The 14,101-nt window shown below is 41.7% G+C and carries 9 protein-coding genes; all 9 read right to left on the minus strand.

Going from position 1 to position 14,101, the window contains the following annotated elements; genetic code table 11:
• Window positions 1–37 precede the first annotated feature (37 nt).
• Window positions 38–1,759: an efflux RND transporter periplasmic adaptor subunit gene (locus ACP14V_RS09585; protein ID WP_272610325.1), complete on the minus strand. Its 1,722-nt coding sequence runs from the start codon at window positions 1,757–1,759 to the stop codon at window positions 38–40.
• A gap of 1 nt (window position 1,760) precedes the next feature.
• Window positions 1,761–5,447, minus strand: a complete 3,687-nt coding sequence (locus ACP14V_RS09590) for an efflux RND transporter permease subunit (RefSeq protein WP_272610326.1) — start codon at window positions 5,445–5,447, stop codon at window positions 1,761–1,763.
• Window positions 5,448–5,575: 128 nt separating this feature from the next.
• Complete coding sequence (locus ACP14V_RS09595) at window positions 5,576–6,745, minus strand: OmpA family protein (RefSeq protein WP_272610327.1); 1,170 nt, start codon at window positions 6,743–6,745, stop codon at window positions 5,576–5,578.
• Between the two features lie 119 nt (window positions 6,746–6,864).
• A complete protein-coding gene (locus ACP14V_RS09600; protein ID WP_272610328.1) occupies window positions 6,865–7,314 on the minus strand; it encodes a hypothetical protein in 450 nt (149 codons plus the stop codon).
• Window positions 7,315–7,317: 3 nt separating this feature from the next.
• Window positions 7,318–8,460, minus strand: a complete 1,143-nt coding sequence (bshA, locus tag ACP14V_RS09605) for an N-acetyl-alpha-D-glucosaminyl L-malate synthase BshA (RefSeq protein WP_272610329.1) — start codon at window positions 8,458–8,460, stop codon at window positions 7,318–7,320.
• A 29-nt stretch (window positions 8,461–8,489) separates the two neighbouring features.
• The gene (locus ACP14V_RS09610; RefSeq protein ID WP_272610330.1) at window positions 8,490–11,402 is read right to left on the minus strand and encodes a glycoside hydrolase family 3 N-terminal domain-containing protein; all 2,913 of its coding nucleotides are present in this window, start codon (window positions 11,400–11,402) and stop codon (window positions 8,490–8,492) included.
• A gap of 89 nt (window positions 11,403–11,491) precedes the next feature.
• On the minus strand, window positions 11,492–11,977 hold the full coding sequence (locus ACP14V_RS09615) for an ABC transporter ATPase (RefSeq protein ID WP_272610331.1): 486 nt from the start codon (window positions 11,975–11,977) through the stop codon (window positions 11,492–11,494).
• 2 nt (window positions 11,978–11,979) lie between these two features.
• The gene (locus ACP14V_RS09620; RefSeq protein WP_272610332.1) at window positions 11,980–12,765 is read right to left on the minus strand and encodes a (Fe-S)-binding protein; all 786 of its coding nucleotides are present in this window, start codon (window positions 12,763–12,765) and stop codon (window positions 11,980–11,982) included.
• 10 nt (window positions 12,766–12,775) lie between these two features.
• Window positions 12,776–14,098, minus strand: coding sequence for a (Fe-S)-binding protein (locus ACP14V_RS09625; RefSeq protein WP_272610333.1), 1,323 nt, complete (start codon window positions 14,096–14,098; stop codon window positions 12,776–12,778).
• Window positions 14,099–14,101: the final 3 nt, after the last annotated feature.

Consider the following 14,101-nt stretch of genomic DNA (forward strand, 5'->3'; position numbering starts at 1 on the left):
CGGAATGGCAGTGGCTTGGTTTCAATATAAGATTGACTTATTTGGCCAATACCTGTTCTACCCTTCCGCAGGTTAACATGGCATCACCAAAATAGGGATTTAAAATATTCTCTTGGTAGCTAACCCAGCTTCCTCCCTTAAAATTGTCAGCACAATCACAGTGCTGCACATATAACGTATTTGTGGAATTTGATATCGCTGGCAACAGAGCTATCAAAGATTCCGAAAGATACTTAAACTCATACCGCTGCTCAGTAATATCCTTGGCTCGTCCAATATTTTGTAAATGGGTCTTAATATGCGTAAAACCTTCCCCTTGGGAATTTTTCAAAATTGAATTGTCATTGGTAAAAAGCACCAATAAAGCTTTTGCCTTATCCTTGGCTTGGTTTGCATCAGTGGCCACCAAAGCATCCTTTAAATCAATATAGCCATCCATGAATGGCCCAAAATTCCCTTCGAGACCAATGGTCATGGGCATATCTTTATTTTGATGTCCCTGATGGTCCATTGTCTTTTCAAGATTCTTTCCTTCAACATGCTCTAAAGACATCATGGATTTTTTTCCATTCAACTGGGCAGCTGCATCAACAGTGAATGTTCCTTCAGACACTACAATGTCCCCATTTTTTAATCCATCCAAAACTTCATATTCTCCATTGGCCATGTGTCCCAATTCCACTTCGACCATTTCAAAAACAGGTTTTCCCTCCATGGGTTGTTTATAGACCACAGAGCGCTTACCTGTCCAGAGTACCGCAGATTTGGGTATTCGGATAACATCTTCCGATAATTTTGCCGATACTGTGGCCTCAATAAAGGTTCCCGGTCTCAACTTTCCGCTTCGATTATCCAAGACAGCCCTTACAGAGACTGTTCTCTTTTCCTTGTCCATGACAGGTTCGATAAAATCTATTTTTGTTTTAATGGCCATGTTAGGGAGTCCTTTTGGACGTATTTCCAACTCTTGGCCTACTTCCAACAATTCCAATTGACTTTCGTAGCTGTCCAATACTGCCCAAACCGTTCGCAAATTCGATATTTTAAAAAGAGGGTCGCCTTGGGAATAGTATTTTCCTTCAGATGCCAAAACCTCCGTTACCGTACCCGTTACATCAGCATACAATGGAAAATTCATCATTGGCTTACCGCTTTCCAAAACGGCATCAATCTGCGCATCTGTCATTTTCCAAAGTCCAAGTGTATTTCGGGCCGCATTGAACAATTTTTCATGTGTGCCCCTGTAGGAAGCAGATGTGATGAGCTTATCTTGGGCCAAATAGAGCTCTGGGGAATATATGACCCCAATTTCTTGGCCTTTCACTATTTTCTTACCTACATAATCTGGATACAATTTGTCTATTCTCCCATCAAAAAGTGTAGTTTGTATCGCATCGGTTTCCCTGTTGGTTGCAATAAGCCCCGACAATTGTATCGTAGCTTCTTGATGTTTTAGGGAACCCACCCTAACGGTTTGGATATTGGAAAGAGCCAGAGCACTTTCAGACATTTTAAATTGATTCATGGACATATCCGCCATCTCATTTTGGACAAAGACCAGGTCCATGGCACAAAGCGGACACTTTCCATTTTCTTTACCATCCACTTGTGGATGCATAGAGCACGTCCACACGCCACTTTTCGCTACAACAAGATTCTCAGAGGTTTTGCCTTGAGCGTCTTCCTTACTAAAAACCAGGTATCCCAAGAGCAATCCCAAACCTGTCAACAATGCGTATGTGCCAATTCTCTTCAACATATTAAAGTTCAGTTTTTGCACTATTTAAAGTTACCTCTTTTTGCCAACAATACAGAACAGGTACGACGAAGAGTGTAATCAATGCCATGAACATCCCACCAAGAGCCGGAATGGCCATGGGAATCATGATATTGGCCCCCTTGCCATTGGATGTCAATACAGGCAACAATGCCAAAATGGTTGTAGCCGTAGTCATCAAACACGGTTTAACACGTCTTTTCCCGGCTTCTATTACGGCACTTCTAATGGCATCCTTACTGTTCAAAGGCTTATCTTGAAAAGATTGGTTCAAATAGGTCGCCATAACCACCCCGTCGTCTGTGGCTATACCAAAAAGGGCAATAAAGCCCACCCAAACGGCCACGCTCAGATTTACTGTTTTAACATTGAGCAATTCCCTAATGTTCACCGATCCCATCTGGATATCCAAAAACCAATTTTGACCATACAGCCACAACATGATAAATCCTCCTGCAAAAGCCACTGCCACTCCAGAAAAAACTATGAACGATATGGAAACCGACCTAAATTGTAGGTATAGCAAAACAAAAACGAGTAAAAGCACGGCAGGTATTACAAACTGCAATGTTTTTTGAGAATGGATATGGTTTTCATAGGTTCCGCTAAACACGTAGTGCACACCATCTGGAACAACAAGTTCTCCTTTATCCTCCAATTCTTGTAAGGTGGTTTTGGCCTCCTCAACAGCTGTAACTTCAGAGATGTCCCCTTTTTTATCGAAGATGACATAGCTCACCAAAAAACCATCCTCACTTTTTATACTCTGTGGCCCTCTTTGGTACTTTACTTGAACAAACTCCGTAAGAGGAATTGTGGACCCATTGGACAAAGTCATATAGACCGACGCCAAATCTTCCGGGGTTCCACGCAATTCTCTTGGGTAACGTACCCGTAGCGCATAGCGTTCCCTACCTTCTATACTATTGGAAAGTGTCTTTCCTCCAACTGCTACTTCCAAAGTTTGTTGTACATCTTCAATGGACAGTCCATATCTGGCTATTTTCTGCCGGTCAATATCAAAAAGAATATAGGGTTTCCCTGTAATCCTATCGGCAAAGACAGACTCGGGGATAATACCATCTACCGTCTTCAATTGTTTTTCCAACTCCAAGGCAAAGGCTTCCACATCCTTTAAGTTTTGTCCTTTGACCTTGATGCCCATTGGCGCCCTCATTCCTGTCTGAAGCATTACCAAACGGGTTTCTATGGGTTGGAGTTTAGGAGCGGAAGTTACTCCTGGTAGTTGGGTTGCTTTGGAAATTTCTTGCCAAATATCATCCACATTTTTAATATAAGGTCTCCAATTTCGGTAATACTCCCCTCCCCTGTCCAGTATTAAATCGTCTTGGGATACATCTTCACCTGAAGTTATATAATTTCCTTCCTTTGTTTTAAAGAGTCCTTCTTCATTTACCTCAAAACGCAAGGGAGTACCTTCTGCATCTAAAATATATTCGGGCTTATACGAAATTAAGTTTTCATACATGGATAACGGAGCGGGATCCAGCGGTGATTCCACTCGACCAGCTTTACCAACCACATTGCCCACTTCTGGTATTGCGGCTACGGCCATATCCAATTTTTTCAATACTTGTTGATTCTCTGAAACACCGGCATGTGGAAGCGAGGTAGGCATTAGAAGGAAATCGCCTTCTTCCAAACTAGGCATGAATTCTTTCCCCATATTCAGCATAATGCCCAATCCCAATATCACAAAAAACGATGGGACGGAAACACTGATCCATTTGTTCCGTAACACCCATTGCAACATATCCTCATACTTTGTGATAAAAAGCATTAACGGCAACAACACCAAACCAATGAGGAGCAAAACAAACAGGCCATTAAGTATCAGGTTATGCGAGAATCCCAAGGGTCTCCAATACACGGCCAACATGGTTACAATGAATAATAACATCACGCCATATGGAATGTACTTTTGGAACTCCTTATCTAAAATATTGTAGTGAACTAATAACTTCAACAATCCGAACAATACAATGAATGTCACCACAAGGTAAAATCCGGAAACTAGGGATATTGCCCCAAGAACAATCAATAAAATTGATAGGAACGGAACATTTCGGCGTTCCTTTTTCTTGGACATTATGAGGGCGGCCACAGGAGGTAGGGCAAAAAGAGCCAAGCCAATGGCAGCGCACAACGCAACAGTTTTAGTAAAAGCCAAAGGAATAAACAACTTTCCCTCTGCCCCTGTTAATGTGAAAACAGGTATAAAACTTACTATAGTGGTTAAACCAGCCGTTAGCAGAGCTCCGGAAACTTCATTTGAAGCATTGAGGATCGTTGTTTGTACATTTTGTTCAGGATTGGCCCTAAGATGCCTAGTGATATTCTCGGCAAGGACAATTCCCATATCCACCAAAGTTCCAATGGCAATGGCAATTCCTGATAGTGCCACAACATTGGCTTCAACATTGGCTAATTTCATAGCAATGAAAACACTTAGGACGGCCAAAGGCAATAATCCGGAAACCAAAAATGAAGCTTTTAGACTTCGCAGCATAACAATGACCACCAAAATCGCTATAATGATTTCAAAAAGAAGGGCATCGCCCAAGGTGTCCAGGGTTTCATGTATTAAGACGGATCTATCGTAAAAGGGTACAATGGTCAACTGGGATATGGTACCATCTTCCAATGTCTTTTTGGGCAATCCCTTGCTTATTTTATCAATTTGGGCAGTAAGATTTTGAGTCACCTGCATGGGGTTTGCCCCGTATTGTGCCGTAACCACTCCTCCTACAACTTCGGCCCCTTCTTTGTCTAAAATCCCTCTTCTTTCGGCAGGGCCCAAGGAAACTTTGGCTATGTCCTTGATCAAAACCGGGGTGAAATTTTTTACAGAAACACTTGTGTTTTCAATATCCTCTGTGGAAGTCACATACCCCAAGCCCCTGACAAAGTATTCTGTATGGTTGATTTCCAAGGTCTGGGCACCACTACTCTTGTTGCTCTTTTTCACAGCATCAACCACTTGGTTCAATGAGATGCCATATTGCCGCATAGCTTCTGGGTCAACATCGATATGGTATTCCTTTACAAAACCTCCTACGGAAGCTACTTCTGAAACCCCAGTGGTGGAAGCCAACGCATTTTTGATATAAAAGTCCTGGATGCTACGGAGTTCCTGTAAATTCCATCCCCCTGTGACCTTTCCTTCGGGGCTTCGTCCTTCTAATGTGTACCAATAAATTTGCCCCAAAGCAGTGGCATCTGGTCCTAATTTAGGCTGCACTCCTTCCGGAAGCAATTCTTTGGGTAAAGTGTTCAGTTTTTCTAGGATTCTCGTCCGGGACCAATAAAACTCTACATCGTCCTCAAAAATGATGTAGACACTAGAAAACCCAAACATAGAGGTACTCCGAATGGATTTGACCCCCGGAATCCCCAAAAAACTAGATGTTAAGGGGTAACTGATTTGATCCTCAATATCCTGGGGAGATTGACCATCCCAACGGGTAAAAACAATTTGTTGGTTTTCGCCAATATTTGGTATGGCATCAACACTGACAGGATTGCTGGGAAAAATATCTGTACCAAACTTAAATGGTGATGTAACCACTCCGAAGAAAATGATCAGTGCGATCCATACGAGAACAATGACCTTGTGTTTAATTAGGAAGTGGATACCCTTGTTCAACATTATATGAGGTTGGGTTTAAATCAAATTTGAGTGAAGTTAATCAACTTATTCCTGTTATTGCTAATCTCCATTAACCATAAAAACCATAAACGAATGTTTATGGTTTTTATGCAGTTGAGATTCGTATTTTACATCTTGATTATTAAAAACTCTGATCTTCTATTCTTTGAATGCTGCTCTTCGGTACAACGCACCCCATCTTTACAATCGTTCACCAATTGTGTTTCACCAAAGGCTTCATGCTCAATTCGCTCTTCCAAAATACCTTTGGAAATCACGTATTCCACTGTCCGTTCTGCCCTTCTTTCGGACAGCCATTGGTTATAGGTATGGGTTCCTCTGGAGTCTGTATGCGCCGTAATTCTGATATTCAATCCGGGCTCACTTTCCATAATGGCAACAAGCTCATCCAATAGTTCTTTATCCTTGGTAGTCAGGTAAGAGGAATTTAACCTGAAGTATACATTGCCTAAATCGTTGATTTTATTTTGAAGTGCTGCCCTTCTGGCATCCTCTGCCGCTTTTTTGGCTTTTTCGGCTGCGGCGAGTTCAGCAGCTTCTTTCTCTCTCTGTAGACGCTCAGCAAGCAAACGTGCTTCTTCCTCTGCCTTTGCAATGGAATCTTGCACTCTTTGCTGTTCTTTTTCCATTTCTTCCAACAAGGCCAATTTTTCCAATCCTTTTCTGGAAAGTCCTTTTTCGACCTCAAATCTGTAAGCCACACCCAAAGCATGCTGTATGTGGTTTGTTGCATTGTCAATGCTCATGGCCCACTTCCCTGTAGTGTTGAAGTCCAATCCCCAGTGATCGGAGAACCAGGTCCTAAAACCAACTGTAGCGTTGTAAGTTCCTCTACCCTGGTTATTTGCATCGGTGTATCCTGCACCAATCCCAATGTAAGGATCAAAAAAACCGGTTTCGCCCAAAATCATATTAAGATCATAGCTTACCCTAAAATCCAATCCAAAGTAATCTACATCTTCAGGGTTTATGGCCTTATCAATGATTTTTCCCTCCTTGTATTTGTTATAGCTCCCGATGGCCTCTAGCCCAAGCCCATTCTTAAAATAGCGACCAACGCTAATTCTAGACGGGTATGGAACCATGTTCCAAGCATTCTCTATGTCAAAAAGCCTGCTAAATTCGTGGCCTGAGTCATCCACCATATTGGTTCCCAAAGAAACCAACCAATAGCTCTGTACAATACTGTCTTTCTTGGTCATTTGGATATCCTGTGCAGAGATGGTCAATGCAAAGAAGCATACCAATACCGCAAGGGCCGGTTTTAAAGTATTCATGATAATTGATTTGAGGTTATCGTCAACAAAGCTATGTCAACTATACAAAAAGGTGAATTTTGCACTTTCAAGTGCTTTAATTTTCGACAAGACGCAATAAAAAAGGAATCTTACGTTATTTACCACCCAATCTTTTTAAAACTGATGTCTTTTGAAATAAGTGGCATTTTGTAAACATAAAAAGGATAGGAGACAACTTGACTGTTTTCTGTACTTTTCTTTATTGTTGAAAGTTCTACGGCAATTGAAAGTACATCATCCGTTTGCTCAATCTGTGATAACATTGGGTCCCTTTGCCCTTGAATCTCTCCCAAACAGACCACTAGAAGCATTTCCTTTGAAAAATCGACTGTAGGTACCGGAAGTCCTGGTTTTCGCGTCTTATTGATTTGTGCATAAAACTTGTTCAGGGATTTTTCGTCCTTTATGACACTTGCTTCATATTCCGAAATGCCACTATAACCATCTTGGGCAATCAAAATCAAATCTTCCATTTTTTCACCATACAAGGATTGGGCCTTACAGGAAAGTAAACATATCAACAATAAGGAAGACCAAAGGAATTTCATAAATCAGACTGTATTTTTAAAGCGGGAATTATAGGCCTTTTCATATATTTCCTCATAAAGTGGCAATATATTGACAATATCAAATTTGGAGGCCACATTGTAAGCATTTTGCTTGAACTTCTCCAAAGTTTTGGTATCCCCTAAAATTTGCAAGGCCTTGCTGGCCATGTCGTTCACATCTCCAACATCGGACAAAAAGCCGGACACCCCATCAATGTTTACTTCGGGAATTCCACCAGTATTGCTAGAGACCACAGCAACCTTATTGATCATGGCTTCCAGGGCTGCCAAACCAAAGCTTTCTGTTTCCGAAGGCAACAAAAACAAATCTGAAAAGCACAGAATTCTGTCAATCTCGGTACTATTCCCCAAGAACAATACCTTTTCCTTTAAGCCAAGATCATCACACATTTGTTCGGCCCTTTCCTTTTCAGGTCCTTCGCCTACCATGATCAGTTTTGCAGGCAGCTTTTTCTGAATACGGTCAAACACGCGAATCACATCTGGGATGCGTTTCACTTTTCTAAAATTACTGATATGTGTTATAATCCGCTCATTATCCTTGGCCATCAGCGAACGCTGGCAATCTTTATATTCCGTACTGTATTTTGATTTTTCAACGAAATTCGGGATAACTTCTATCTCCTTCTCAATATCAAAAATCTCTAAAGTACTTTTCTTCAAGGCTTCGGATACCGAAGTGACGACATCCGATTTATTGATACTGAAGGTAACCGCAGGCTTGTAAAACGGGTGTTTCCCCACTAGGGTAATATCTGTTCCGTGCAGGGTTGTGATCATAGGGATAAAAATCCCATACTCCTGAAGCATTTTTTTGGCCATGTACCCTGCATAAGCATGCGGAATAGCGTAATGCACATGTAAAAGCTCAATATCGTACATTTTAATGGTGTCCACCAATTTACTGGACAAGGCCAACTCGTACGGTTGGTAGTGGAACAGGGGATACTCCGGGACATGGACTTCATGAAAATGGATGTTATTCCCCAAAAGCCCCAAACGAACGGGCTGTTTGTAGGTAATAAAATGTACTTCGTGCCCTCTTTCTGCCAAGGCTATACCTAATTCGGTGGCCACAACACCACTACCTCCAAAAGTGGGATAACAAACAATTGCAATTTTCATGAAAACAAAGCTACGGTAATATTTGTTTCTTAATTGATAATGGAATCATAAATAGCTTGTTGAATCCTGGTCCTAAGACCTGACTTAATCAACAAGGTATTAGTAGCCGATGGATAGGTGCGGTTAGATAAAAACACGTACACCAGCTCCGCATCGGGGTCTGCCCATGTGTAGGTTCCTGTAAACCCGCTATGGCCAAAACTCTTGTGTGATACACATCCGCAAGTGGGTCCTTTTTCCTCTAGCTGTGGCTTATCAAACCCCACTCCTCTTCGTACATTTTTGTTGCAGAAGTAACAGGTATTGAATTTTTTCACCGTCCTGTCATTCAAAAAACGTACTCCTCCATAATATCCACCTTGTAAATACATTTGCATGATTTTGGCCACATCGCTGGCTGTACTGAACAATCCCGCATGTCCTCCTACTCCACCCTGCATGGCAGCTCCCATATCGTGTACATAACCTTGCAAGGTCTGATATCGGAAATAGTTATCTTCCTCTGAAGGCACAATATCCTCTTTAGAAAACTTGTGCAATGGGTTAAAGGCAGTGTGTTGCAAGCCCATAGGCGTAAATAGAAATTCATCTATCAGTTCATCAAGGGATTTGCCGTAAGTTTCCTCTATATACTTTTTAAAAACATAGTAGCCCACATCACTATACCGGTACCTATTGGATTTTAGGCTTTGCCTACCTATTCTGTTGTAAATGGAATCTTTATAGGCATTGGAAAGGTACAAGTGGTCCGCAACTTGATAAGAAAACCCCTCAGCTGGTGATTCTCTATAAAACTCTTCGGAAGGTTGCCTATCCTTGGTCAAAGTATCCAAATAAAAAGCTATCCACGCTGGAAGCCTACCATAATGTGACAATGCCTTCAATACGGTAACATCTTTTAATTCCGTATCTCCATATTCGGGTATCATCTCCTGAAACGTATTGTTAAGGGCTATCTTCCCTTCTTCCTCCATTTTCATTATCAAGGGTAGGGTCGATAGTATTTTTGTCAGCGAAGCCAAATCGTAGATAGAGTTTACATCTACTTGTTGAGTAGAATCGTATGTGGGTTTCCCAAAACTCTTATTATAGACTACCTTACCCTTTCTAGCAACCAAGACCTGTGCTCCTGGAAACATAAGGGAATCCAAACCGGAATGGACCAGACTGTCCACTTCGGCAAGTCTTGTGGAACTTAATCCCACCCGCTCAGGAATACTGTAGCCCAATCGTTTCAAGGATTCCATTTTTTGTCCTGTGTTTACCGGAAACTCAGGATGCGCGGACACTGGTAACTTACCATTGGCCCCAATTGCACCAAAAATGACCTCTGCTGCTTTTTCTTGCGCTATCTTACTATTCTGATAAGCCATGACCACGCCATCAATCGTGTCAAAATTCAACACATCCAACAACGCATAAGGCCTCGCAAAAACTGTTAAAATAGTATTACTGGTGCGCAATCTGGATATTTCTTGAAGCCAAAACAGCTCGTTTTTGGAAAATTTATATCCTTTCCATGGGTTTTGGTTGCTTTTGTGAAATCCTATGATGACCAAGTTATAGTCCGCCAATTCCTTTCGATACCCTGCCAAATCGCTGGCATTTATTGCTGTTACTTTAAAATACTGATTTAACGCATCCAAAAAAGGTTCGCCCTCGGCATCGCCAAAATGGACGTAGGCAATTTTTTTGTTCTCCAGTTTTTTGATGGGCATCAAGGAAAAGTTGTTCTTCACTACTGTTATGGCTCCCTCAATAGCCTCTTCATACAGCACATCGTTCTCTATATCGTTTAAATCTTCATAAAGATTTTCCAAGACAACGGGTTTATAGTTTGATAAACCAGCTTTATACTTGGCCATCAATATCTTTTTTACGGAATGCGAAAGACGTTCCTCGGTAATAACCCCTGTTTGATAGGCTTCCACTATCTTTTGCTTGGCAGCCATGACATTCACGGGCATCAACAACATATCATTCCCAGCCAAAAATGCCTGCAATTCCACCTCGCCATCCGGAGCAAACTCAGAAACTGCCTTCATGTTCAGTGCATCCGTGAAAACGAGTCCCTTGAATCCCATTTCCTTCTGAAGCAGGTCCAGCACAATATTTTTAGAAAGTGACGAGGGAAAACCTTCTCTTTGTTCTAAGCTTGGAACCGCCAAATGGGCAATCATCACAGAGCTCAAACCGCTATCAATGGCCCTACTGAAAGGATAGAGCTCAATGGAATCCAATTGCTTCCTGTCTGAAGCAATAATGGGTAACGACTTATGGGAGTCGGTTGCGGTATCGCCATGTCCCGGAAAGTGTTTTCCACAAGACAGAACACCTGCCTCCTCCATCCCCTTTGCAAAGGCCATTCCCTTTTGGGCAACATTTAAAGGGTCTTCTCCAAAGGAGCGGTTACCAATAATAGGATTTTGTGGATTGTTATTGACATCTAAATCGGGGGCGAAATTAATATGTACTCCCAATCGTTTCGCGTGCTTTCCAATTTGATACCCAACCTTTTCAACAACATCATTATCCTGTATGGCCCCCAAGGTCATGTTCCAAGGAAATGCATAAGTGGAATCCAAACGCATGGCAAGCCCCCATTCCGCATCCAGCCCAATCATCAATGGAATTTTGGATTGCGATTGGTACGTATTGGTTAACATAGCTTGTTTAACAGGACTGCCCGGTAAAAAAATAACCCCACCAATACCTTCTTCTTTGACCAACTTGGTAATCTTATCCGTAGAAGCTTTATCTTGATTTGAAGCAATGCTCACCATGAACAGTTGCCCAATCCGTTCTTCAAGAGACATCTGTCCATATTGGTTTTCCACCCAATTCATTTGGGTAATGGAATCTTTGGTGACCAAAGGATTGTTCTGACCGTTAAGGCACAAACAAAAGAATAAGAAAAGGGGAAAGTAGAGGTTTCTTCGCATAAATATCTTGTCTATGACATGAACTTATCGCAGATAAAAATATTGCATTTCATCGAAGAATGTACGGAAATTAAGATAATTTAAGACTTTTATGACACAAATCGGGCATGCCAACTTTCACTGGCGGGGACTTCCCAGTTCTCCAAATATTCCAGTTTACTGGCTACCAAATTGTTAAAAACAATGGTGTTTTTTGATACCGCCTTCTCTTTGGCCATTCTTTTAAAATCCTTCAACGGTTTATATGCGATATAATCTCCTTGCTTAAAGGAAACATTCATCCTGTCCAACAATGTCACATCGTATTTTTGCTCCAAAGTTTGGATAAAATGTACCGAAGCATCTATAGAGCAACCAGAAGCACTGGCATTCGACTGATCTAATCCTACAATAATAAATCTCTTGTATTTTATCTCAAATCCGGCATGCAGATCACTTCCATGGGCTGTCCATTGCCGTAGAAAATTGGATAATGCTTCCTCAATTTCTTCCTGTTCCGCATCGGTAAAGCTTCTATTGGATTGATAAATCCATATTCTTGAGTGACCTGGAAGGTCTTTAAATTCTGTCAACATAACTAAATAGAGTTTGCTAAAAGTTCGGCCACATCCATAACCGAAACAGTATCTTCCTTTTCATGGGCTTTAATCCCATCCGTCATCATGGTATTGCAATAAGGGCATCCTGTTGCGATAATATTGGGGTGGGTCTCCAAAGCATCTTTCGTTCGTAAAACATTAATGTCCATATCTCCCTTTTCCGGTTCTTTAAACATTTGTGCCCCTCCAGCACCGCAGCACAAAGCCCTGCTCTTGTGCCGTTTCATTTCTACCAATTCGGCATTGGTTTTGGAGAGCACGTCCCTGGGAGCTTCAAAAACTGAATTGGCACGACCTAGGTAACAGGGGTCATGGAAGGTTATGCGTTTTCCTTTGTACTTCTCACCTTCTATTGCTAAACGCCCAGAATCCAACAATTCCTTTAGGAATTGGGTATGGTGCACTACATCGTATTTTCCACCAAGATCCGGATATTCATTTTTAAGGGTATTGAAAGAATGCGGGTCACAGGTTACAATTCGCTTTATTTCGTAGCCATTCAACAATTGAATGTTCATCATGGCCTGCATCTGGAATAAAAACTCGTTTCCAGCTCTCTTAGCCACATCTCCAGTAGAACTTTCCTCTGATCCCAAGACGGCAAAATCCACGTTAGCTTTGTTCAGCAACTTTACAAAGGCCCGGGTTATCTTTTTGGCACGATCATCGTAACTGCCAGCAGAGCCCACCCAGAACAATATTTCCGGCTGCTTTCCTTCCGCCATAAATTGCTGCATGGTCTTTACTGTCAATTGCTCGCTCATAGTCCTAAAATTATTCGTTCACCCAATTTAAACGGTCCATTTGGTTGTACGGCCAAGGGGCTCCATTGTTTTCTATATTGGACATCATTACGTTCAATTCAGATGGTGCGGCAGATTGTTCCATTACCAAGAACCGCCTCATCTCCATAATAATGGACAAAGGGTCTATACTCACTGGGCAAGCCTGAACACAAGCATTACACGTAGTACATGCCCATAACTCTTCCCTGCTGATATAATCATCCAAGAGTTGTTTCCCATCCGAAACATACGTTCCCTTGTTGGCCTCTATTACCTTTCCTACTTCTTCCAAGCGATCTCGGGTATCCATCATAATCTTCCTTGGGGACAATTTTTTTCCGGTCTGATTGGCCGGACACTCCGAGGTACACCTTCCACATTCGGTACAGGTATAGGCATTGAGCAATTGCACCCAATTTAAATCCATTACGTCCGATGCCCCGAATTTCTCAGGTACTGGGGCATCGGCAGGTGGTGCTGCAAAAGGGTCTGCCGATGGGTCCATCATCAATTTTACTTCATTGGTGACAGACTCCAAGTTATTGAATTCCCCTTGGGGTTTGACCTTTCCATAGTATGTGTTGGGAAACGCCAAAAGGATATGCAAATGTTTTGAATAATAGAGGTAGTTCAAAAAAGTTAAAATACCCAAAATATGCAGCCACCATGCGGTACGCTCTATGATAACCAAAGTGGAAATGGACAATCCATCCATTAGGGGTAATAAAAATTGACTAACCGGAAAGGCTCCTGCTTGGGTATAATGTTCAGCTCCCGATTGTTGTAATTGAAAATCGGCAGCATTCATGGTCAAGAAAAGTACCATCAACACAAATTCTATGTATAGAATCATGTTCCCATCTTTCTTGGGCCATCCTTTCATTTCTGGTTTGATGAACCGTTTCAATCTGATGATGTTTCTTCGAATCCAAAAAATCGTTACGGCCACAATGACCAAAAGTGCTAAAACCTCAAATGAACCGATAAGAAAATCGTATAGGCCTCCTAAAGGAGAAAACAGTCTGTGAGTACCCAAAATACCATCTAGGGTGATTTCGAGCACTTCAATGTTAATGATAATGAACCCCACATAGACAATGATGTGCATAAGACCAGCAACAGGGCGAACAACCATTTTACTCTGTCCCAATGCAATCCTAACCATATTTCTCCATCGTTGTGGCTTATGGTCGCTTACATCAACATCTTTTCCCAATTTGATGTTTCTAGCGAGCTTTTTAACATTCTTGACAAAAAAACCGATACCCCCTATCAGGGCTATTAGAAAAAGAATGTTGGGAAGGTATTGCATATC

Source organism: Flagellimonas alvinocaridis (genome assembly GCF_965248585.1).
Classification (GTDB): domain Bacteria; phylum Bacteroidota; class Bacteroidia; order Flavobacteriales; family Flavobacteriaceae; genus Flagellimonas; species Flagellimonas alvinocaridis.